The 22,173-nt window shown below is 71.1% G+C and carries 18 protein-coding genes; 10 read left to right on the forward strand and 8 right to left on the reverse strand.

Annotated features, from left to right (window positions below):
• Positions 1–133: 133 nt before the first annotated feature.
• Positions 134–1,072 carry a sigma-70 family RNA polymerase sigma factor gene (locus tag FHS44_RS08435; RefSeq protein ID WP_184713268.1) on the forward strand — a complete coding sequence of 313 codons (939 nt, stop codon included), beginning with the start codon at positions 134–136 and terminating at the stop codon, positions 1,070–1,072.
• Between the two features lie 51 nt (positions 1,073–1,123).
• Here FHS44_RS08435 and FHS44_RS08440 read toward each other — a convergent pair whose 3' ends face one another.
• Together FHS44_RS08440 and FHS44_RS08445 are read right to left on the reverse strand one after the other, a co-directional pair.
• Positions 1,124–2,041 carry a Sco1979 family transcriptional regulator gene (locus FHS44_RS08440; protein ID WP_184713269.1) on the reverse strand — a complete coding sequence of 306 codons (918 nt, stop codon included), beginning with the start codon at positions 2,039–2,041 and terminating at the stop codon, positions 1,124–1,126.
• A 135-nt stretch (positions 2,042–2,176) separates the two neighbouring features.
• On the reverse strand, positions 2,177–3,043 hold the full coding sequence (locus FHS44_RS08445; RefSeq protein ID WP_312863568.1) for an SAM-dependent methyltransferase: 867 nt from the start codon (positions 3,041–3,043) through the stop codon (positions 2,177–2,179).
• A gap of 458 nt (positions 3,044–3,501) precedes the next feature.
• Between FHS44_RS08445 and FHS44_RS08450 the strand changes: the two genes are divergently transcribed.
• From FHS44_RS08450 to FHS44_RS08480, 7 genes are all read left to right on the forward strand, one after another.
• Positions 3,502–4,827, forward strand: coding sequence for an ammonium transporter (locus FHS44_RS08450; protein WP_184713271.1), 1,326 nt, complete (start codon positions 3,502–3,504; stop codon positions 4,825–4,827).
• On the forward strand, positions 4,824–5,162 hold the full coding sequence (locus tag FHS44_RS08455) for a P-II family nitrogen regulator (RefSeq protein WP_184713272.1): 339 nt from the start codon (positions 4,824–4,826) through the stop codon (positions 5,160–5,162). The genes FHS44_RS08450 and FHS44_RS08455 overlap by 4 nt, the downstream gene beginning before the upstream one ends.
• Before the next feature lie 4 nt (positions 5,163–5,166).
• Positions 5,167–7,440: a [protein-PII] uridylyltransferase gene (locus FHS44_RS08460; RefSeq protein ID WP_184713273.1), complete on the forward strand. Its 2,274-nt coding sequence runs from the start codon at positions 5,167–5,169 to the stop codon at positions 7,438–7,440.
• 133 nt (positions 7,441–7,573) lie between these two features.
• Positions 7,574–10,540 (forward strand): sensor histidine kinase, encoded by a 2,967-nt coding sequence (locus tag FHS44_RS08465; RefSeq protein ID WP_184713274.1) that lies wholly within the window; start codon positions 7,574–7,576, stop codon positions 10,538–10,540.
• A complete protein-coding gene (locus FHS44_RS08470) occupies positions 10,537–10,959 on the forward strand; it encodes a roadblock/LC7 domain-containing protein (RefSeq protein ID WP_184713275.1) in 423 nt (140 codons plus the stop codon). The genes FHS44_RS08465 and FHS44_RS08470 overlap by 4 nt, the downstream gene beginning before the upstream one ends.
• A 36-nt stretch (positions 10,960–10,995) precedes the next feature.
• Positions 10,996–11,358 (forward strand): DUF742 domain-containing protein, encoded by a 363-nt coding sequence (locus tag FHS44_RS08475; RefSeq protein ID WP_184713276.1) that lies wholly within the window; start codon positions 10,996–10,998, stop codon positions 11,356–11,358.
• Positions 11,339–11,926, forward strand: coding sequence for a GTP-binding protein (locus tag FHS44_RS08480; RefSeq protein ID WP_376771569.1), 588 nt, complete (start codon positions 11,339–11,341; stop codon positions 11,924–11,926). Before FHS44_RS08475 ends, FHS44_RS08480 begins: the two co-directional genes overlap by 20 nt.
• A gap of 55 nt (positions 11,927–11,981) precedes the next feature.
• Here FHS44_RS08480 and FHS44_RS08485 read toward each other — a convergent pair whose 3' ends face one another.
• From FHS44_RS08485 to FHS44_RS08500, 4 genes are read right to left on the reverse strand one after another with little or no spacing between them, the layout of a single operon-like run.
• The gene (locus tag FHS44_RS08485; RefSeq protein ID WP_312863569.1) at positions 11,982–12,917 is read right to left on the reverse strand and encodes an ABC transporter substrate-binding protein; all 936 of its coding nucleotides are present in this window, start codon (positions 12,915–12,917) and stop codon (positions 11,982–11,984) included.
• Positions 12,914–13,891: an ABC transporter substrate-binding protein gene (locus FHS44_RS08490; protein WP_184713277.1), complete on the reverse strand. Its 978-nt coding sequence runs from the start codon at positions 13,889–13,891 to the stop codon at positions 12,914–12,916. The genes FHS44_RS08485 and FHS44_RS08490 overlap by 4 nt, the downstream gene beginning before the upstream one ends.
• Complete coding sequence (locus FHS44_RS08495) at positions 13,888–15,840, reverse strand: ABC transporter permease (RefSeq protein WP_184713278.1); 1,953 nt, start codon at positions 15,838–15,840, stop codon at positions 13,888–13,890. Before FHS44_RS08495 ends, FHS44_RS08490 begins: the two co-directional genes overlap by 4 nt.
• A gap of 11 nt (positions 15,841–15,851) precedes the next feature.
• Positions 15,852–16,916, reverse strand: a complete 1,065-nt coding sequence (locus FHS44_RS08500; protein WP_221460383.1) for a quaternary amine ABC transporter ATP-binding protein — start codon at positions 16,914–16,916, stop codon at positions 15,852–15,854.
• Between the two features lie 333 nt (positions 16,917–17,249).
• Between FHS44_RS08500 and FHS44_RS08505 the strand changes: the two genes are divergently transcribed.
• Both FHS44_RS08505 and FHS44_RS08510 read left to right on the forward strand, forming a co-directional pair.
• Positions 17,250–19,754 carry a sensor histidine kinase gene (locus FHS44_RS08505; RefSeq protein WP_184713279.1) on the forward strand — a complete coding sequence of 835 codons (2,505 nt, stop codon included), beginning with the start codon at positions 17,250–17,252 and terminating at the stop codon, positions 19,752–19,754.
• Positions 19,755–19,757: 3 nt separating this feature from the next.
• Positions 19,758–20,153, forward strand: coding sequence for a DUF742 domain-containing protein (locus FHS44_RS08510; RefSeq protein WP_312863570.1), 396 nt, complete (start codon positions 19,758–19,760; stop codon positions 20,151–20,153).
• A 7-nt stretch (positions 20,154–20,160) separates the two neighbouring features.
• Here FHS44_RS08510 and FHS44_RS08515 read toward each other — a convergent pair whose 3' ends face one another.
• Together FHS44_RS08515 and FHS44_RS08520 are read right to left on the reverse strand one after the other, a co-directional pair.
• Positions 20,161–21,120, reverse strand: a complete 960-nt coding sequence (locus FHS44_RS08515) for an SIS domain-containing protein (RefSeq protein ID WP_184713280.1) — start codon at positions 21,118–21,120, stop codon at positions 20,161–20,163.
• Between the two features lie 102 nt (positions 21,121–21,222).
• Entirely contained in the window at positions 21,223–22,137 is a 915-nt protein-coding gene (locus FHS44_RS08520; protein WP_184713281.1) for an aminoglycoside phosphotransferase, read from the reverse strand.
• Between the last annotated feature and the right edge of the window lie 36 nt (positions 22,138–22,173).

Below are 22,173 nucleotides of genomic sequence, written 5' to 3' on the forward strand. Positions count from 1 at the left end.
TCTCTCGGCGTACTTTTTTGGGGAATCTTTGCCCTGGTCCGGGCGTTGTTGAGGCAAGCGGCATGTTCGCGCGCCCGGGGTCTCGATTGAGCGCGCGGGCCTGCCATAAGCAGGCGGAACGAGGTGCCATCTGATGGCAAGGCCGACGGGGAATCGGACGCAGGATCAGCACGTCTCTGATCGAGACCTGCTTGGGACATACCTGGCTGAGATCGGGCGGGTCCCCCTGCTCACCGCGGAGGAGGAGGTCGAGCTCGCCAAGCGGATCGAGGCCGGTCTCTTCGCTGAGCAGTTGCTCGACGGCGGCTCGCCGGAGCCGCGGATCGGGGACGCGGCCGACGAGGAGCTCGAACGACTTGCTGTTTCCGGACAGCGGGCCAAGGACGAGTTCATTCAGGCCAACCTACGTCTTGTGGTGGCGGTCGCGCGCAAATACTCGGGGCGCGGAATGCCGTTGATCGACCTGGTCCAGGAGGGGAACCTCGGCCTGGTCAGGGCGGTTGAGAAGTTCGACTATCGGCGGGGTTACAAGTTCTCGACGTACGCGACGTGGTGGATCCGTCAGTCCGTCGGGCGGGCGATCCACGAGCAGGCCAGGCCGGTGCGCCTGCCGACCCACGCCGGTGAGCAGATGACCAGGCTGATGCGGGTCAGGCGCGACATGCTCGCCGAGTTCGACCAGGAGCCGACGGACGCCGACCTCGCCGAGGTGCTCGAACTGCCCATCGAGCGGGTGCGTGAGCTGCGCCGCTGGGCCTCCGACCCGGTCTCCCTGCAGCTCGGCGTGGGTGACGAGGACGAGACCGAGCTTGGCGACATGATCGCCGACGAGACGTGGGCCGACCCCGAGCAGCAGGCCATGGACATCCTTGAGCGCGAGCGTCTTGAGGAGTGGCTGACCGGCCTTGAGGGACAGACCCGCGAGATGCTCCGCTGGCGCTACGGCCTGGTGGACGGCCGCGAGCACACGCTGACCGAGGTCGGCGAGCGCTACGGCATCGGCCGTGACCGCGCCCGCCGCATCGAGCGCGACGCCCTGGCCAGGCTGCGGAAGATGGCCATGGCCGCCTGAAACCCTGCGATCCGGTACGGCCTCGGGGAGCCGTACCGGATCGGGTTTCCGTCAGAGGTCTGGGAGTTCCGCGATGACCCGGTTGAGGATGTCCCGGGTCCCGGTGGCGGGCTCCGCCTGGATCACGAGCTGGTTCATGATGTGCCAGTAGCGCTGGACGTCGCCCGGCCTGTCGGGGCAGACGGCGCCGGTGTGGTGCCGGAGACAGACCACGTCCGGGAGCTGCTGCTCGGGCATGCGCAGGATGGTGATGGGGCCGCCGCACGCGGCGTGGCCGCCCGCGCTGAACGGCATGACCTGGACGGTGACGTGGCTCAGCTCGGTCGCGGCGATCAGGTGCTCCAACTGGGCGCGCATCACCGCGGTGCCGCCGATCGGACGGCGCAGCGCCGCCTCGTCGATGACGGCCCACAGCCTTGGCGCGTTCCGCCGGTGCAGGATTTGCTGCCGTAGCATCCGCAGCTCGACGCGGCGCTCGCGTTCGGTGTTCGTGGCGTCCTGGTGGGCGAGGCGGATGGCGGCGCGGGCGTAGTCCTCGGTCTGCAGCAGCTCGGGGACGAGCTGGACCTCGTAGGCGCGGATGACCGCGGCGGCCTGCTCAAGCCCGAGATAGGAGTCGAGCCAGCTCGGCACCAGGTCACCGTAGGGCTGCCACCAGCCGCGCCTGCTGGCCTGCCGTGCCATCTCCAGCAGGGTGGCGCGCTCCGCCTCGTCGGTGAGGCCGTAGCGGGTGAGAAGGTCGGCCACGTCCCGCTGCTTGAAACCGGTGCGGCCCAGCTCCAGACGGCTGATCTTCGAACGTGACGCCCGGATCGTCTCGCCCGCCTCCTCAAGGGAGACGTTCTTCTCCTCCCGCAGCCGCCGGAGCCGGACGCCGAGCAGCATCCGCAGGACGATCGGCCCGGCCCCCGTGGGGGAGCCGTCCACGATCCGGTTCTCCCGCAGGTCCTTCGTGGTCTCGATGTGCATGTTCAGTCACTTTCTGGCGACGGTCGCCGACGCCGGACCACGACGCGCCGGTCCCGGACCGGCACGGCGGCCGTCTCGCGTGCGAGGGGCGCGGAGGCGGTCGCCGTGTGGTCGGATTCACGGCCCGTGGCCGGTTTATCGCTTACGGCCGACGCCGCCCAGCGCGGCGACGTCGTCGGCCGGGCCGCCTGCCGGGCCGCCTGCCGGGCCGCCTGTCGGGCCGTCTGTCAGGCCGAGGAACGGCACCTCGGGCCGCCACTGGGTGATCGGGACGACGCCGGGGTCGAGGAGGTCGAGGCCGTCGAAGAAACCGGCGAGTTCCCGCGCGCTGCGCAGGTGGTAGGGGGCGGCGCCGCTGTCGTTGTACTGCTGCGTGGCCGCGAGGTTGTCGGTGTTGGTGTCCACGCTGTCGTTGAAGGCCAGGAAGCTTCCCGGGGGCAGGGCGTCCATGAGCCGCCGCACGATGGCGTGCGCCTCGGCGGTGTCGCGGATGTGTCCGGTGATCTGCATCAGCACGAGCGCGACGGGCCGGGTGAGGTCCAGCGTCTCGGCCGCGGTCTCCAGGATCGTGTCCGGGTCGTAGAGGTCGGCGTTGATGTAGGTGGTGACGCCCTGGGGGGTGCTGGTCAGCAGCGCTCCGGCGTGCACCAGCACGAGGGGGTCGTTGTCGACGTAGACGATGCGGGAGTCGGGGGCCACCCGCTGGGCCACCTCGTGGGTGTTGTCCACGGTCGGCAGGCCCGTGCCGATGTCCAGGAACTGGCGGACGCCCTCCTCTCCGGCGAGGTGCCGGACCACCCGGGCGAGGAAGTGCCGGGAGGCGCGGGCGAGTCCGGCGATTCCTGGAAAGACCTGGGCGAACTGCTCGCCGGCCTCGCGATCGACCGGGTAGTTGTCCTTGCCGCCCAGCCAGTAGTTCCAGATCCGGGCCGAGTGCGGAACCGTGGTGTCGATTTCGGGCTTCTGCTGCTGTGGGGGAGAAGGTGAATCATCACGTTTCACCACAGGTGAGGGTCTCCTGTCGTACGCGTATTCCACTGTCGTCACACACGATAAGGTCCACGACCCCGGTCCGTAGCCGGTTATTACTGATCTTGTTGATCTTTGCTGGCTTTCGTCTGTTTTGTGGGTAAAAGGCCGTTGGGTGATGGTCTCGGGCCGGTGGTGTCCCATTCTTGGGTGGCTGGAAGGGGTCTGGCGGGAGCCGTACCGGATGGTGGCTTGGGGTCGGTTGCAGGGGCAGTTTCGGACATTTCGTGATCTGGGGTGGCTCCGTCCGAAACGTGGCTGAAACACCGTGCGGTGGAGTTTCACAGAGCCGAAACACATCGAGCGGCGTCGCGAAACCACCGGGGAACACGCTGGGGCGCATCGTCAGTGCGCGGCAGGTCAACGGAGCCCGGAAGCGTTCACTGCGACCTGAGACAGGCACGCGCCATTCGTAAGGAGGGTCGCTTCGAATGAAGATCGACAGCGGCACCACTGCCTGGATGCTCACGGCCACCGCGCTGGTGTTGCTGATGACTCCGGGCCTCGCGTTGTTCTACGGCGGCATGACCAGGGCGAAGAGTGTCCTGAACATGATGCTGATGTCGTTCGCGAGCATCATCACCGTAACCGTCGCCTGGGTGCTCTACGGGCACTCGCTGACCTTCACCGACAACGGCAACGGGATCGTCAACGCCTTCGTCGGCGGGTTCGACGCCCTGGGGCTGCAGAGCCTGGTGGACACCGCGACCAAGGCCGACGGCACCGGGATGCCGAGCCTGGTCTACTCCGCCTTCCAGCTCACCTTCGCGGTCATCACCGTCGCCCTGATCAGCGGCGCCGTCGCCGACCGGGTCAAGTTCGGCGCCTGGGTGCTGTTCACCGTGGTGTGGGCAACCGTGGTCTACTTCCCGGTCGCCCACTGGGTCTGGGGCAGCGGCTGGCTGTTCGACCTGGGCATCGAGGACTTCGCGGGCGGCACGGTCGTCCACATCAACGCCGGGGCCGCCGCGCTCGCGCTGGCCCTCGTGCTCGGCAGGCGCGTGGGCTGGCGCAAGGAGCCGATGCGCCCGCACAACCTGCCCCTGGTGCTGCTCGGCGCCGGTCTGCTGTGGTTCGGCTGGTTCGGCTTCAACGCGGGCTCTGAACTGGCCGTCGACGGGACCGCGGGCCTGGCGTTCATGAACACCCAGATCGCCGCCGCCGTCGCCGCGGGCGCCTGGCTGGTCGTGGAGAAGATCCGCGACGGCCACGCCACCAGCCTGGGCGTCGCCTCCGGCGCGGTCGCGGGCCTGGTCGCCATCACCCCCGCGTGCGGCTTCGTGGACCCCTGGGCGGCGATCGTCATCGGCGCCCTCGCCGGTGCGGCCTGCGCCTTCGCCGTCGGCCTGAAGTACCGCCTCGGCTTCGACGACTCGCTCGACGTGGTCGGCGTCCACATGGTCGGCGGCGTGCTCGGCGCGGTCTCGCTCGGCTTCCTCGCCGCCTACCCCTTCCTCGACCAGCAGGGCAAGGGGCTGCTGTACGGCGGCGGCCTCCGGCAACTGGGGCTCCAACTTCTCGGCCCGGTCGCCGTGGCGGCCTACTCCTTCGCCCTCACCTGGGTCATCGCCAAGGTCATCGACCGGGTGATGGGCTTCAGGATCGGCGCCGACGACGAGGTCACCGGGATCGACATCACCTCCCACGCCGAGACCGGCTACGACCTGGGCACCGTGCACGCCTCCGGCGTCACGGTCAGGACGCCCGTGGTCGCCGCGAAGACGGCCCCCAGCACCGCGAAGAAGGTCGACGCATGAGACTCATCACCGCCGTCATCAAGCCATTCAAGCTCGACGACGTCAAGGCCGCCCTCGAACAGTTCGGCGTCAGGGGCATGACGGTCAGCGAGGCCAGCGGGTACGGCCGCCAGCGCGGCCACACCGAGGTCTACCGGGGCGCCGAGTACCAGGTGGACCTGGTGCCCAAGGTCCGGCTCGAAGTGCTCGCCGAGGAGGACGACGCCGACGACGTCATCGACGTCATCGTCAAGGCGGCGCAGACCGGCAAGATCGGGGACGGCAAGGTCTGGTCCGTGCCCGTGGACACGGTCGTGCGGGTCCGCACCGGGGAACGCGGCCCAGAGGCGCTGTGAGCCGGTGAGAGGCGAGACCCGCTCCTACGCCGCGGCCCGCAGGGAGCGGGCCGCGGAGACCGACCGCTGGCTCGCCGGGCTGCTGAGGAGCGCCTGCGGCCCGCCGTACGACGGGGACGGCACCTGGGCGGCGGGCGCCCCCGAGCGCACCGGCGGGGTGGCGCTCGTGGCGGTCGGCAGCCTGGGCAGGGGCGAGCAGGCGCCGGGCAGCGACCTGGACCTGGTCCTGCTGTACGACGGCCGTCACGACGTGGCGGCCGTCGCCGACCGGCTCTGGTACCCGGTCTGGGACTCCGGCGCGGGTCTCGACCACTCGGTGCGGACGGTCGAGGAGGCCGTCACGGTCGCCGGGAACGACCTGAAGGCGGCGCTCGGGCTGATCCAGGCCCGGCACGTCGCGGGCGACCCCGAGCTGACCAGGGTGGCCCGCGAGGGCGTGCTCGCCGGGTGGCGCTCGGAGGCGCGGCGCAGGCTGGCCGAGCTGCGCGAGGCGGCGGACCAGCGGGCGGTGGCCTGCGGCGAGCTGGCCTTCCTGCTCGAACCCGACCTCAGGGACGCCCGCGGCGGCATCCGTGACGTGCAGGCGATGCAGGCGGTGGCCGCCGCCTGGGTCGCCTCCGCGCCGGGACCGAGGGTCAGGGAGGCCCACGAACTGCTGCTGGACGTCCGGCACGCCCTGCACCTGGTGACCGGGCGGCGCGGCGACCGGCTGGTGCTCCAGGAACAGGACGCGGTGGCGGGCGTGCTCGGCCTGCTCGACGCCGAGACGCTGATGCGCGCCCTCGCCGAGGCCGGGCGGACGGTCACGCACGCCTTCGACGCCACCTGGCGCGCCGTGGACCGGCTGGTCAACGGCCCTCCGCCCAGGGGGCGCCGCCCGCTCGCCGACGGAGTGGTCGAGCACGGCGGCGAGGTCGTGCTCGCCCGCGACGCCGACCCGCGCGCCGATCCGGTCCTCGTGCTGCGCGCCGCCGCCGCTGCGGCCGAGGCGGGGCTGCCGCTCGCGCAGGCGACCGTGAACGCGCTCGCCGTACAGTCACCGCCGCTGCCCGTCCCCTGGCCCGCGGAGGCGCGCGACGCGCTGGTCGGGCTGCTCGGCGCGGGACGGGCCGCGGTGCCGGTCTGGGAGGAGCTGGACCAGGCGGGCGTGGTGGCCGGGCTGCTGCCCGACTGGGAGCGCGTACGGCACCGCCCGCAGCGCAACCCCGTGCACCGCTACACCGTGGACCGGCACCTGATCGAGACGGCGGCGGGGGCTGCCGCGTTCACCCGTGAGGTGGCCCGTCCCGACCTGTTGCTCATCGCCGCCCTACTGCACGACCTGGGCAAGGGCTGGCCCGGGGACCACTCGGTGACCGGGGCGGTCGTGGCCCGGGATATCGGTGCCCGGATGGGACTCTCCGCGCCAGATGTGGAGACCTTGGAGCGGGTGGTTCGCCACCACCTGCTGCTGCCGGAGACCGCGACCCGCCGCGACCTCGACGACCCGGTGACGATCTCCAGGGTGGCCGAGGCGGTCGGATCACGCGAGGTCCTGGAGTTGCTGGCCGCCCTCGCGGTCGCCGACGGACGCGCCACGGGACCCGCCGCGTGGAACTCGTGGAAGGCCTCCCTGGTCGCCGACCTCGTGCGCCGGGTGCGTTCGGTGCTGTCCGGAACCCCCGTCAGGCCCGCGCCGATGCTCTCCGCGGCGCAGACGTCGCTGGCCAGACACGGTGGCGGCGCCGTACGGGTCAACGGGGGAGCGGTGACCGTCGTCGCGCCGGACAGGGCCGGGGTGCTGTGGAGCGCGGCCGGGGTGCTCGCCGCGCACCGGATGGTCGTGCGCGCCGCGTCGGCCGCCTCGGCGGGGGCGACGGCGGTGATCGAGTTCGCGGTCGTCCCCGAGTACGGCTCGCCGCCCGATCCGGCGACGCTTGAGGCTGACCTGCGGCTCGTCCTGGCCGGGCGCCTCGACATCGGGCAGCGCCTCGCCCGCAGAGCCGGTTCCGCCCGGCGACCCCGGGTGCCGGTCGCGCCACCGAGGGTGACCATTGTTGACGACGCGTCCAATACGGCAACCGTGATAGAGGTGCGCGTACGGGACCGAACGGGACTATTGTGGCGAATCGGCAGGGCTTTTGGAGACTGTGGTCTTGACGTGCGAGCCGCACGTGTAGAGACTCTCGGCGCAGAGGCGGTGGATGTCTTCTACGTTGTCGATAGAGCCGGGCGTCCTCTGACTGACGAGGCCCAGCGGGCACTGGTGCGGGACCGGGTGCTTGCCGCCTTGCGATAACCATAGGAAATCGTTCTCTCGTCACCTTCGTAACGATTGCGTCCGGTTTGTCGGCTATGTCGATTGCGTCCCGTGACCATGTGGTCTGATGAGGGCCACCTATGTCGTGATGGTGAGAGGTAGAGCGAGAGCGGTGACGACGGCGACAACCGAGGGCGGCAGAACCGCGGCACACAGCCGTGGCAGGCGCTTCGCCGCCCGGTTCGGTTTGCGGAACTGGCGTGTGCGGACGCGCCTCACCGCCCTGATCCTCGTGCCGACCGTGGTGGGCGTGGTGCTCGCAGGAACGCGCGTGGTCGCCTCCATCGACAGCGTGGCCGGATACCAGCGGACCGCCTCGGCGGCCGAGTACTCCGGTTCGCTGCGAGAACTGGCACAGGCTCTCGGTTTGGAACGTGACCGTGTGGCCTGGGCGGCCTTCCAGCCCTCGAACCAGGGGCTCCAGGAAGTGGCGACGGCGCAGGAGAAGACCGTCGACGCGCTGGTCAGCCAGGTGAGGCTCGACCTGCAGAGCATCGACGACAGCTACGGCCAGCGCGCGGCCGAGGCCGCCAAGGACGTGGGATACCAGCTCGCGGGCCTGGGCGAGCTCAGGAAGCTCCCCGGGACGAACCGGGCCGAGCGCTACAGCATCATGATCGCTCCGCTGCTGCAGCTGCACGAGGAGCTCACGCTGGTCAGCGACGACCCCGAGATCATCGGCAACACCCGGGCGCTCAGCGCGCTGGCCCGTGCCAAGGAGGAGGTCTCCCGGCAGCGTTCGCGTCTGCTCGCGGGCTACTACGCCCCCTCGCAGATCACCGCGCAGGAGATCGAGAAGTTCATCGCCTCCAGGTCGCGCATGGAGGAGTACAAGGCCGACTTCACCATCGAGGCCAGCGGCGCCAACCGCCAGCTCCTCGTCAAGGCCCTGATGGACGAGAAGGTCTACCGGGCCGAGCTGACCAAGGCCAGGGCGATCGTGCTGGCCAGCGGCTCGCAGCCGCAGGGCCGCCTGCTGACCGACTTCGCCGCCGTCAAGCAGTGGTTCTCCGACAACACCACGATCCTCGACCGGATGAAGAAGGTCGAGACCCAGGTCGCCGCGGCGGTGATCACCCGGGCCAGGGAGCTTGAGGACACCGAGCAGCGCAACGCGATCATCGCCTCCGGGCTGATCCTGCTCCTGCTGATGCTGGTCCTCGGTCTCACCGTCCTCATCGCCCGCTCGATGGTCCTGCCGCTGCGCCGCCTGCGCTCCGAGGCGCTGGACGTGGCGGGCTTCAAGCTGCCCGAGGTGGTGCGCAACCTCCGGGTCTCCGGGGAGACCAGGGCACCGGATGTCGCCCCGATCTCCGTGGACACCAAGGACGAGATCGGCGAGGTCGCCAAGGCCTTCGACGAGGTCCACCAGCAGGCCGTACGGCTGGCGGCCGAGGAGTCCGAGCTCCGCTCCAACATCAGCGCGATGTTCGTCAACCTCTCACGCCGCACCCAGACCCTGGTCGAACGGCAGATCTCGCTGATCGACGGCCTGGAGAAGGGCGAGGAGGACGGCGGACGGCTCTCCGACCTGTTCAAGCTCGACCACCTGGCCACCCGCATGCGCCGCAACTCGGAGAACCTCCTGGTCCTGGCGGGCCACGAGCCCTCCCGCAGGCGCAGCCAGCCCGCCAAGCTCGTGGACGTCGTGCGCGCCTCCCTGTCGGAGGTCGAGGACTACGAGCGGGTCCAGGTCAAGGTGCACCGCACGCTCTCCGTCGCGGGAAGCGCGGCCAACGACGTCGTCCACCTGATCGCCGAGCTGGTCGAGAACGCCATCCAGTTCTCCCCGAGGGCGAGCCAGGTCGTGGTCTCCAGCAGCATGATCGAGGGCGGCGGCGCGCTGCTCGCGGTCAGCGACGCGGGCATCGGCATGACCAACGAGGAGCTGATCGAGACCAACCGGCGCCTGGCCGACCCGCCCGTCGTCGACGTCTCCGTCTCCCGCAGGATGGGCCTGTTCGTGGTCGGCCGCCTGGCCCTGCGCCACGGCATCCGGGTGCAGCTGCGCCCGCAGGAGACCGGCGGCCTCATCGCCATGGTCCTGTTCCCGGCCGCGCTCATCGTCGAGACGACCCAGCCAAGCCAGACCCCCTCCTGGGGCGGAGACTCGCAGAGCCAGAGCTCCTTCGGGCAGAGTTCCTTCGGCCAGAGCTCGTTCGCGGGAACCTCCCTCAGCCGGACCTCCCAGAACTCCTTCCCGCAGAACTCCTTCGCGCAGGGACACCCCTCGTTCCCGCAGCAGGACCCCTTCGCCTCGGCGTCCTTCGCCGACGAGCACCCCTTCCCCGCCGACCAGCCCATCGCCTCGGGCTCGCTCGGGGCCCCGGCGGGTACGGCCTACCCGCTGCCCAAGCGGCCGGTCCCCGGCGCGGGCGGTGGCGCGGGGGCTCCCCCCTCGACGGCGAGCGGCTTCTCCGCCTGGGGGCACAGCTCCCACGACGCCCTTGAGGCCCACGACGACCCGGCGACCGCCTCGATGCCGGCCGTACGGGTCTCGCCGCTCGAACCCGAGCAGGAGGAGTTCCTGCCGATCTTCGCCTCGGTCGAGTCCGCCTGGTTCCGCAGGACCGAGGCGGCGGCCAACGGGTACGTCAGCCCCGAGGAGCCCGAGGAGCCCGAGGAGACCTACGAGCCGGAGGAGTCCGGCGGGCCGGTGCGGCCCGCGGCGCAGGACATCTCCGAGCCGGAGACACGTGACGACGCACCGGAGGCCCAGACCGGCGATCCCGGCCAGGACTCCGAGCCCGTCGCCCGGCCGCTCAGGCCGCGGACACCCGTCCGTGAACCGGAGAACTGGGAGACGGCGGCCGACGCAGGTTGGCGGGCCGCCCAGGCGGCCAGCGACCCGACCCTCGGCGGGATCACCGCCGCGGGCCTGCCCAAGCGCACGCCGAAGGCCAACCTTGTCCCGGGCACGGCCGGAGTCCCGGCCGCACCGTCGACTCCGATGCCGCCCCTCTCGCCCGAGCGGGTCCGCAGCCGCCTGTCGAGTTTCCAGCAGGGGGTACGGCGAGGACGGGCCGAACTCAACGAGGACGCCGCCAGGACCCTGGCGGACAGGGAGGAGAGCTCGTGACGATCCTGAGCCACGAGGCAAGCAGGTTCGACTGGCTGATCACCGAGTTCGTCCGGGGCACTCCAGGAGTGGCGCACGCCGTGTGCGTCTCGGCGGACGGACTGCGGTTGGCCAGCTCGGAGGGCTTTCCCGACGACCGGGCCGACCAGCTGTCCGCCGTCGCCGCGGGCCTGCTCAGCCTGACCGTCGGGGCGTCCCGCGTCTTCGAGGGCGGCGCCGTCACCCAGACGGTGGTCGAGATGGAGCGGGGGCTGCTGCTGGTCATGGCGATCAGCGACGGCTCCGTGCTCGCCGTGCTCGCCTCACCCGAGTGCGACATGGGACTGGTCGCCTACCAGATGACCCTGCTGGTCGACCGCGCGGGCCAGGTGCTCACCCCCGCCCTGCGGGCCGAACTGCAGGCCTCCCGAGGGAGATGACCATGAGCCTCGCTGGAGCTGGAGCTGGAGAGGGCCGTGCTCGGGAGTGAGGGGGGCGGGGACGAGGAGCCCCTGTTCCGTCCCTACACGGTCACCGGCGGTCGCGCCGAACCGCGCTACCACATGGCGATCGAGACCTTGGTCTCCTCCTCGTTCATCATGGACGAGGAGCTGGCCCTGCTCACCCCCGAGCAGGAGGCCATCATCAGGATGTGCCGGGCGTTCCGGTCGGTCGCCGAGATCTCGGCGCTGCTGAGGGTCCCGCTCGGCGTGGCCCGGGTGCTGGTCGCGGACATGGCGGACGAGGGACTCGTCCGTCTCCACCAGCCGAGCCTCGACAAGGGACAACCGGATCTCAACATGCTCGAAAGGGTTCTCAGTGGACTTCGCAGGCTCTAACCGTGGCGGCCTGACGTCGACGAAGATCGTCGTCGCCGGGGGCTTCGGCGTCGGCAAGACCACGTTCGTGGGTGCCGTCTCCGAGATCCTGCCGCTGACCACCGAGGCGGTGATGACGGACGCGAGCGCCGGTATCGACGACCTCGGTCTCACCCCGAACAAGGCGACCACCACGGTCGCGATGGACTTCGGCCGCCTGTCGCTCGACCGGGACCTGATCCTGTACCTGTTCGGCACGCCCGGCCAGCACCGGTTCTGGTTCATGTGGGACGACCTGGTCCGTGGCGCGATCGGCGCCGTGGTCCTGGTCGACACCCGGCGGCTGGCCGACGGCTTCCCGGCGATCGACTACTTCGAGGAGGCCAAGCTCCCGTTCGTGGTCGGCATCAACGGCTGGGACGGCAGGTTCCTGCACTCCGAGGACGAGGTGCGCGAGGCCCTGGCGCTCGCCCCGCACGTCCCCATCGTGCGCACCGACGCCCGCTCCCGCGACTCCGTCAAGTCCACGCTCATCACGCTGGTCGAGCACGTCCTGCGGGTCCGTGCCGCCTACGGCATGTCGGTCTGACCGACGCGGGGTACGGCACGGCGCCGTCCGTGCCGTAGCCGTGCCGTACCGGATGTCAGGTGGGGATCCAGTCCTTCCAGACGATCCCGTTCTCCCTGACCCACTTCTCCGCGGCCTTCTCCGGGCTCAGGTTCCCGTTGACGATGTCGTCGGACACGGCGTTCTGGTCGTCGTTGCTCCAGGTGAAGTTGCGCACCAGCTCGTAGGCCCTGCCGCCGGTCTCGGCGAACCTCCTGCTCACGACCTTGTCCAGCAGGTAGGGCGGGTAGTCGCAGGCCACCTTCTTGGGATCGTCGTCGCAGCCGATCGCGTAGGGGGGAAGGTTGATCTTGACCAGTTTGAGCCGGGTGAACAGCCACTGCGGCTCGTAGAAGTACATCAGCAGCGGGGTGCGCCGTTCCGTGGCGATCTCGGCGGCGTTGATCAGAGCTTTCTCACTTCCCGCGTAGACCACCTTGTAGTCGAGGCGAAGATTGCGCACCAGGGCCTCGTCATTGGTGACATAGGAGGGGTCGCCGTCGAGAATCTGACCGGCGTCGCCGGACTTCTGGGTCCTGAACAGCGCGGCGTATTTGTTGAGGTTACGCCAGTCGGTGATGTCGGGATATCGCTCGGCCATCCACTGGGGCACGTACCACCCGATGACGCCCCTGTTGCCGTTGCGCCCGGCGGAAACCGCGACTTTCCGTTCCTCGATATAGGTCTTCTTCTCCGCCTCACGGCCCCAGTTCTCGACGATGACGTCAACCGTCCCCTTTTCCATTCCCTCCCATGACTCGGTCTCGTTGAGCTTCACCTTCTGCACGGTGTAACCGAGTTCCCGTTCGAGCAGCACGCCGAGGACGGCGGCGCTCGCCTCGTAGCCGACCCACGGGTTGACGGCGATCCGCACCAGGCCGCCGGTCACCGGCCGCCTCTGCTGCGGGGCCGCACACCCGGGCAGCCACGCCAGCAGTACGGCTACCGCGACGAGACGGGTCAGGGTCCTCACTGGGGCATCCAGGCGGACCAGACGGACTCGTTGGCCTCGATCCACTTCTCCGCCGCGGCCTCGGGGGTCATGCCGTTGGTGGTGATGTCGTTGGCGACGGCGTTCTGCGCCTCGTTCGTCCAGGAGAAGTTCTTGACCAGCTCGTAGGCCCGGCCGCCGGTCTCGGCGAACCTCCTGCTCACGATCTTGTCGAGGTCGAGTTCTGCGTAGTCGCAGGCGACCTTCTTGGGGTCGGCGTCGCAGCCCTCGGCGTGCGGGGGCAGGGTGATCCTGGCCAGGTCGATCCTGTCGAACAGCCAGTGCGGCGTCCAGAAGTAGAACAGCAGCGGCTTGCGCTGGCGCTGCGCCTGGGTCGCCGACTCGATCAGCGCGGCCTCGCTGCCCGCCACGACCACCTTCAGGTTCAGCCCGAGGTTCCTGATCAGGGACTCCTCGTTGCTGACGTAGGACGGGTCGCCGAAGAGCAACTGGCCCTTCCCGCCTGACTCGGAGGTCCTGAACAGGTCGGCGTACTTGTTGAGGTTGCGGTAGTCGGTGATGCCGGGATACTCCTTGGCCATCCAGCCGGGGATGTACCAGCCGATGACGCCCTTGTTGCCGGTCGAACCCGCCTCGACGGCGACCTTCCTGTCCTGGATGAAGGTCTTCTTCAGGTCCTCGTGGCCCCAGTTCTCCACGATGACGTCCACGTCACCCTTCTCGAAGCCCTCCCAGGAGACCTGCTCGGCGAGGTTCTTGCGTTCGACGGTGTAGCCGAGCTTCTTCTCCAGCAGGTGGGAGAGCACCGCCGCGCTGGCCTCGTACCCGGCCCACGGGTTGACGGCGATCCGCACCACGGCGCCCGTCGATGTCGGCTCCGGTGTCGATGTCGGTGTCGTGGCCTGGCCCGTCTCGACCCTGGCGCCGCCGCACCCCGCGGCCAGCGCGACGGTGAGAGCGCCGGCGAGCAGGCGGAGGCTGCGTCCGATCCTCATGCGATCCTCTTCTTTCCGGTCTTTCCGGGAAACCTTCGGGAGACTTTCCTTGCGGGGCGCCCTGCCGCGCCCCGGGTGATCCGGTCGAGCGCGATCCCGACCAGCACCGTCGCCACCCCGGCGGCCAGTCCCATGCCGAAGTCGGCGCGCTGGGCGAAGCCGGAGACGACGTCGTAGCCGAGTCCGCCCCCGCCGACCAGCCCGCCGACCACGACCATGGCGAGTGTCATGACGACGCCCTGGTTGGCGGCGAGCAGGATCGCCCCCCTGGCCAGGGGCAGCCTGACCTTCCACAGCACCTGCCACTCGGTCGAGCCACAGGAGCGCGCGGCCTCGACGGCCGAGGGGGAGACGGCGCCGATCCCGTCCTGGACCAGGCGCGCGACCGGGGGCAGGGCGTAGACCACGCCGGCGAGGACCGCGGTGAAGCGGCTCGCGCCGAACAGGGCAAGCGCGGGCAGCAGGTAGACGAACGACGGCATGGTCTGCGCGGCGTCGAGCAACGGGCGCAGCGCGGCGGAGAAGCGGGGGGAGAGGGCCGAGGCGACGCCGAGCGTGAACCCGGCCGCCAGCGCCAGCGCCGTCCCGACCAGCACGGTGGTCAGCGTCTCCATGGTGTGCTGCCACAGCCCGAGCGGGGCCGTGGCCAGCAGGCAGCAGACGGCGACCACGGCATTGCGGGGACCGGCGCCGCGCCAGGCGACGGCCAGCGCGACCCCGGCCACCAGCCACCAGGGGGAGCCGGTCAGCACCTCCTGCAACGGGTTGAGCAGGGCCTCGGTCGTGAGGTTCCTGACCGCGTCCGTCACGCCGTACCACGAGAACTTCGCCCAGGTCACGGCCTCGTTCACCGGCCCGGCCAGGTGGAGCGTCCAGCCGGGAGGGAACCCGTTGCCCAGCAGGCCGGAGGCGGCGACCCCGCAGAGCGTCAGCGCCGCCGCTCCGACGAGCGTGCTCCTGGCGGGTACGGCGGAGCGCGCGGAGGCCGTGACGATCCTGTCGAGGACGACGGCCATCACCACGAGGGCCACACCCGAGGGAAGCATGAGACCCACGTCGGCCCTGGACAGACCGGTGACGATGCCCGCCCCGAGCCCGGGGGCCGCGATCAGCGCGGCGATCACCACCATGGACAGCGCCATCATGACGGTCTGGCCGACGGCCAGCGCGATCGTCGGGCGGGCCAGGGGCAGGTGGACCGTGCGTAGCGTCTGCCAGCGGGTCGCGCCGAGCGAGGCCGAGGCCTCGACCGCCGAGGGGGAGACCCGCTCGACGGCCAGCGCGGTGATCCTGATCGCCGGGGCGATGGCGTAGATCGTGGTGGCCACGACGGCCGCGGCCGGTCCGATCTGGAAGAACAGCACCATCGGCGCCAGGTAGGCGAAGGTCGGCATGATCTGCATCACGTCGAGGACCGGGTCGAGCAGGCGGCGCAGCCGTACCGAACGGCCGGCCCACACGCCCAGCGGAAGGCCGAGCAGCAGGGAGAGCAGGACCGAGGCGAGCACGAGCGCGAGGGTGTCCGCGCTCTGCGGCCACACCCCCAGTACCCCGAACGCGCAGAACCCGGCCAGCGCCGTCGCCGCGGTCCTCGGGCCACCGGCCAGCCAGCCGATCCCGGTGGCCAGGCCCGCGGTCCCGGCCCAGCCGAGCTCCCGAAGGAGCAGGGCGAGGCCGTCGTTCACGGCTCCCGCGAACAGGCGCACGTAGTTGACGAGGAACAGGAAGACCGGGCTGGCGTTCCTGTTGGCGTCCACCCACTCCCGCAGGTCGCCGAGGAGCCGGAACGGCGCCGCCTCGTCGTCGTGGGGCAGCGTCGCGCTCCCCCTGAAGAGCAGGTAGGCGGCCACCGTCGCGACCACCGCCGCCGCAGGCGTTCTCCACCGGTCGCGTACGGCGGGCACGCCCGTGCTCTCGGAGAGGACGGGTGGCGCCGGGGCGGTTCGCACGGGGGAGGCTGTCACGCGCGGCCCGCGCCCGTCGTCGGCAGGCCGCTCATCGCGGACAGCAGGTCGAGCCGGTCCACCACGCCGACCGCCCGGCCGTTCTCGACGACCACGATCGGCAGCGCCGTACCCATCGCGGTCGGCACCGCGTCGCGGATGACCGTCCCCGAGGCCAGGGCGGGACCGTCGAGGCGCTCGCCGTCACGCGGGCGGCGGCAGATCCAGCGCAGCGAGAGCACCTCGCCCCTGGGCACGTCCCTGACGAAGGCGGCCACGTGGCCGTCGGCGGGGGTGCCGACCAGCTCCTCGGGGGTGCCGAGCTGGACGATCCCGCCGTCCCGCATGATCGCGATGCGCTCGCCGAGCCTGAGCGCCTCGGACAGGTCGTGGGTGACGAACACCATGGTCGTGCCGACCTCGCGGTGCAGGCGGGTGACCTCGGCCTGCATGTCCCTGCGGATCAGCGGGTCGAGCGCGCTGAAGGGTTCGTCGAACAGCAGCACCTCGGGCTCGCACGCCAGCGCCCTGGCCAGGCCGACCCGCTGGCGCATGCCGCCGGAGAGCGTGTCGGGCCTGGCGTCGGCGAAGCCGTCGAGGCCGACCAGGGACAGCAGCTCCTCGGCCCTGCGCCGCCGCCTGGCCCTGGGGACGCCCTGGATCTCCAGGCCGTAGGCGATGTTGTCGAGGACTCCCCGGTGCGGCAGCAGGCCGAAGTGCTGGAAGACCATGCTCACCCGGTGCCTGCGTAGTTGCCTGAGCTGCGCCGGGGTGGCGGCGCGCACGTCCTGCCCGGCGATCGTGATCTCCCCGGCGCTCGGCTCGACCAGCCGGGTCAGGCACCGGACCAGGGTGGACTTGCCGCTTCCCGAAAGGCCCATCACGACGAACACCTCGCCGGGCCGTACCGAGAGGGTGACGTCCCTGACGGCGGCGACGCAGCCGGTGCGCTCCCTGAGCAGGGCGGGGGGAAGGCGCGCGAGGGAGCTGTGGGGGACGCGGTCGGCGCCGGGGCCGAAGATCTTCCACAGCCCGCGCACCTCGATCGCGGCACCGCCGGACGGGACCACTGACTCCTCCAACCTGACATCCGGATTCGGTGGGCCAAGGACGTAGTGAGTCAAGATATGAGGGAAATATCGTGAATTACAATGATGTGGCCTTCTGGAGATGTTTTGCGGTTTAAACGGGCGTCCTTAATTGCCGGGTGGAACGGTGTAAACGGTCACACGGCACAGAAAAACGTAATGAATATATAAGGATGTCCGTAACGGGGATTCCAGTCTGGAAATGCTGTCCAGTAAGTGGCCATTCGTCAAGCTGTGTGTGATTGGCCCTATAGGTTGAGATGTGCTCGAATTGCCGGGAGCCATGGGAAATTCGGCCGGTATTCGTCCACCGAGAGGCAGTGTTCGGTGAGTACACACAAGATCGAGGGGGCGGGCAGCGGCCTCCGCCTGCGGAACTGGCGGGTGCGCTCCAGGCTTGTCGCGCTCATCCTGGTCCCCACGGCGGCCGCGGTGCTGCTCGGCGGGATCCAGATCACCGCCTCCCTGCGCGCCGCCACCGACTACCAGCGGGTCAACGACCTGGCCAGACTCTCCGACCACATCGGTGCCCTCACCCACGAGCTGGCCCAGGAACGCGACCTGACCTCCTGGTACATCGCCCAGGGCCGTCCGCAGCGCCAGACGCAGGCCGTACGGCGGCAGATGGACGCGGTGGACACCCAGGCGACGGGCGTGCGCGACAGCGCGGCCCTGCTCAGGACCGTGGTGGGCGGCAGGACCAGGGACGAGGTCGAGACCGTGATCACCCGGTTGAACGACCTCGGCCCGCTGCGGAGCAGGGCGATGGGCTCGACGCTGCTGCCGGACGCGGCCGTCGACGCCTACACCCTGGTCATCGGCGACCTGCTGTCCCTCCATGACGAACTGGGCAAGGGCAGCGACGACGACACGCTGTTCGGCCAGGCGCTGACCCTCGGGGCGCTCGCCAGGGCGAAGGAGGCCCTCTCGCTGCAGCGGGCGCTGCTGTCGGTCGTCCTGGTCGCCGGGCGGTTCGAGCAGGACCAGATGGAGAGGTTCCTCGGCGCGCTCTCCGAGGAACGCAACGCGCGCCGGGCCTTCGCCGTCGAGGCCGGAAGTGACGAACGCCGCCTGTTCGACGAGACCGCCGACGGCCGCACCGCCGACCGGGCCGAGTTCCTCCGCGAACTGGTGCTGCTGCGCGCCTCCTCCGGCGCCTCCCTCAAAGGACTCGACCTGGCGAAGAAGGACGACGCCGGGGAGTGGTACGACGCGGTGACCGTCACCATCGACCGGATGCGCGAGGTCGAACGGCGGCACACCCAGGCCATCGTCACCCGCAGCCAGGAACTCGGCGCCGCCGAGCAGAGCCGCGCCCTGCTGACCGCCGGAGGCGTCGCGGGCCTGCTGCTGGTCGTGCTCCTGATCACCACCGGGGTCGCGCGCTCGCTGGTCAAGCCGCTGCGGCGGCTGCGCGGGGAGGCGCTGCGCATCGCCGAGGACCGGCTGCCCGCCTACGTCCAGCAGGTGCGCGAGTCACGCGACGGCGAGGTCCCCGCCGAGGTGGCCCCGGTCGGGGTGCTGTCCCGCGACGAGATCGGCGAGGTCGCCCGCGCCTTCGACGAGGTCCACCGGGAGGCGGTACGGCTCGCGGGCGAGGAGGCCAGGCTGCGCACCACGGTCAACGCGATGTTCGTCAACCTCTCCCGGCGCAGCCAGACCCTCGTCGAACGCCAGCTCACCCTGGTCGAGCGGCTCGAACGCGGCGAGCGCGACGACCGGCGCCTGGCCGACCTGTTCAAACTCGACCACCTCGCGACCCGGATGCGCCGCAACAGCGAGAACCTCCTCGTCCTGGCCGGTCAGGAGGTCGCCCGGCGCTGGCGCACCCCCGTCGAGCTGATGGACGTGGTCCGCGCCTCGCTGTCGGAGGTGGAGAACTACGATCGGGTGGCGATCCGGATCCAGGCCGAGGTCGCCGTCATCGGCCCCTCGGTCAGCGACGTGGTCCACCTGCTGGCCGAACTCCTGGAGAACGCGCTGTCCTTCTCCCCGAAGGAGAGTCCGGTCGTGGTCTCCAGCGGCGTCATCGACGGCGGGGGCGTGATGGTCTCGGTGACCGACCAGGGCATTGGCATGACGCCGGAGGAACTCGCCGAGGTGAACCGGCGCCTGGCCAGCCCGCAGGGCGCCGACGCCTCGGCCGCGCGCAGGATGGGCCTGTTCGTGGTCGGCCGCCTCGCGCTCAAGCACGGCATCCGCGTCCAGCTCCGCCCGCAGGAGAAGGTCGGCCTGACCGCCATGGTCCTGCTGCCCGAGACGCTCCTGACTCTGGTCGGCGCCCAGGACGGCAGGCCGGGCACCCCGGCGGGGGTCGTCCCGCTCGGTTTCCCCGGCGGAAACAGCGTGGGAAGCACGGTGCTCGCGGCGCCCGCCGTCCTGACCGAGGAGGCCGTCACGCCGCTGCCCGGCACCGTGGTCCCGGCGCAGGAGGAGGAGTTCCTGCCGATCTTCGCCTCTGTCGAGTCGGGCTGGTTCCGCGCCGGGGCCGCACCCCCGTTCTCCGGCCTGACCTCCACCGAGTCCCCAGGGTCCCCAGGGTCCCCGGACTCCCCGGACTCGTCTGACGAGGCGTGGTCCTCGCCGGGGGACGACGGCTGGCAGGCGGCCAGGGCGGCGGCGAACGACCCGGCCCTCGGCGGCACCACCGCCTCCGGGCTGCCACGCCGTACTCCCAGGGCGAACCTGGTTCCCGGGTCCGTCGCGGGTCCCGCCGCTGATCCGCCCCCGCCCAGGCACGCCAGGTCGGCGGAGGTGGCGCGCACCCGGATGTCGAGCTTCCAGGAGGGTGTGCGCAGGGCCCGCAACGAACTCCCGAAGCGGGAGAGCTGAGCCGTGTCCGGACACGACGCCTGGTACGGCGAGCGGCCTACCGAGCAGGGCGAGCCGATCGAGGAGGAGAGCTCGCTGGTCAGGATGTACGCGGTGACCGGGGGAAGGACGGCGCCCTCGGCCGGGCTCGCCATGGAGGCCCTGATCTCCTCGGCCACCTCGGCCAGACTCGGCCTGTCCTACGTCCGTGAGTATCGCGCCATCAGCGAGCTGTGCCGCCAGGTCCGCTCGGTCGCCGAGATCTCGGCCCTGCTGGGTATCCCGCTCGGGGTGGCCCGCGTCCTGATCTCCGACATGGAGGCGGAGGGGCTGGTGCGCGTGCACCGCCCGAGAGCCGAGGCCGGTGGCCCCGACCTGGCCACCCTGGAACGGGTCCTCAGCGGCCTGCACCGCCTCTGACCTGGTTCTACGCCCCGGCGATCCACCAGCGGGCGGCGACGAGCTCGGCCACCAGGGTCTCGGTGAGCAGGGCGACGTCCCGGTCGTCGTCGTGCCGGTAGCGGACGCTCGCCCTGGCGCCGGGCACCTCGCCGCCGACCGCCAGGACGGCCGAGCCGCGCTGGACGATCCACTCCATCGCCTGGGCGTCGTAGCGCGAGCCGGGGAACAGCAGCGCGCGGTAGTCGAGCGTCTTGGTGAGGTAGACGTCCACGTGGGACCAGTCGCCGGTCTCCCCGGCGTCGGCCGCCCTGCGCGGCCCCTCCCTGAACATCAGCGCCGACTGCTCGGCGGAGGACAGGCGCTCGGCGGGGGCGATCGTGTGGACGCCGTCCGGCCCGTCGAGCAGCTCCGCCGCCGGTCCGAGCCACAGGTCACGGCGTTCGAGCAGGTCACCGCTCGCCTCGGCGGTACGGCGCAGCAGCGCGGGCAGGTCCGTCTCCACGCCGGTGAGCCGGTCGCGCAGGGCCAGCAGCAGCGCCAGGGTGTGCTGGAAGGTCCGGCAGGCGACCCCGCCGCGCTCCTCGCCCGCCGCCATCGGCACCACCAGGTCGGCCCCCTCGGTGACCGGGGAGCCGGGGGAGTTGGTCATCGCCAGCACGAACGACCGGCCCCGGTAGTGGGCCAACGCGTCGAGGGTCTCCCTGCTGCCGCCGGTCGCGGAGATCGCGACGACCAGGGTGTCCGGCAGGGCCGGGGGCAGCAGCTCACAGGAGGCGTACTCGGCGACCGCCTCGACCCCCGCGGCCCGCAGCCGCAGCGCGGCGACCCCCGCCGCGTAGCGGGAGCTGCCCATGCCCAGCAGGAGCACCCGCCCGACCCGGCCGGGGAGCCCGGCGAAGGGGTCGCTCCCGGCGAGGAGCCCCGCGAGCTCGGCGAGCGCGGCGGGCTTGGCCTCCAGGTCGGCGAGGTACAGCTCGGGATTCACACTCTCTCCTTCTGCTTGTCGGCCTGCGGGCGACTCGTACGGCTTGTACGGTTTCTGTGGTTCGTACGGCTCGCACACGTCGGCTTGTACGGTTCGCGTCCGTCATCGGTACCGGGAGCGCAGGACGCCCATCGGGGCGTACCGCCAGCGGGGCAGGTGCCGGGCGGCGTAGATCAGCTCCCGACACTCCTGCTCGATCTCGAACGGATGCAACAGGGAGCGTTCCAGCAGGCCGGCGTGGCCGTGCCCGGTCAGCCGGGTCAGGTAGGCCTCCTCAAGGGAGGCCACGGCCTCGGCCGCCCACGCGCCGGTCGCGAGCGGGTCGGCGCCGCGACGCCTGACGGCGACCTGCCCGGCGTGCTCCAGGCTGGTGGTGAGCTGGGCCAGGTCACGCGCCAGGGGCTGGCAGGCGTCCGCCCCGGTGACCGTGGGGTTGCCGTCGAAGTCGATCACCGCGTACCCCTCCCGCCAGCGCAGGATCTGGCCCACGTGCAGGTCACCGTGGATGCGCGCCAGCGGTGTCGTGCCGACCGAGGCCAGCGGCGCGAGCCCGGCGCGCAGCGCCTCGGCGTGTTCGCGCAGCCAGCGTCCGTCCTCGTCGTCCTCCCCCGTCAGGGCGAGCGCCTCGCGCAGGGCCTCCTCGGCACGGGCGGCCAGGTCACCCCCGTCGCCCGCCCGCCGTACCGGATGGGGGAAGGTCGTGGACGGGGTGGCGAGGGCGGCGTGCAGGTCGGCGGCCAGCGCGCCCAGCTCGGCGGCGAAGGCCGTACGGCCCGCGGCCGCCTCGTCCACGCACCACCGCCAGCCGTCCGAGGCGCCGGGCAGGTAGGCGGTGACCAGGGCGAGGAGCGTCCCGTCCCGGCAGAGCGCCGCGTACGGCGTGGCGGTCGCGGTGAAGCCGACCTCGGCGAGATGGGCGAGCACGTCGGGAGCGGGCTGGGGGAGCGGGGCGGGTGGGGTGAACCACTTGACGACCACGCGCTCCCCGACGACCACCGAGTGGTTGGTCTGGTCCACCCCGACCCCTCGTTCGGCGGCGGAAGCCATAACAGA

Origin of the sequence: Streptosporangium saharense, from assembly GCF_014203715.1 — a bacterium.
Classification (GTDB): domain Bacteria; phylum Actinomycetota; class Actinomycetes; order Streptosporangiales; family Streptosporangiaceae; genus Streptosporangium; species Streptosporangium saharense.

Coding starts and splice junctions, on each gene's coding strand:
- FHS44_RS08455 (WP_184713272.1), top strand. CDS start 4,824: ATGAGACTCATCACCGCCGTCATCAAGCCATTCAAGCTCGACGACGTC.
- FHS44_RS08450 (WP_184713271.1), top strand. CDS start 3,502: ATGAAGATCGACAGCGGCACCACTGCCTGGATGCTCACGGCCACCGCG.
- FHS44_RS08435 (WP_184713268.1), top strand. CDS start 134: ATGGCAAGGCCGACGGGGAATCGGACGCAGGATCAGCACGTCTCTGAT.
- FHS44_RS08490 (WP_184713277.1), bottom strand. CDS start 13,891: ATGAGGATCGGACGCAGCCTCCGCCTGCTCGCCGGCGCTCTCACCGTC.
- FHS44_RS08440 (WP_184713269.1), bottom strand. CDS start 2,041: ATGCACATCGAGACCACGAAGGACCTGCGGGAGAACCGGATCGTGGAC.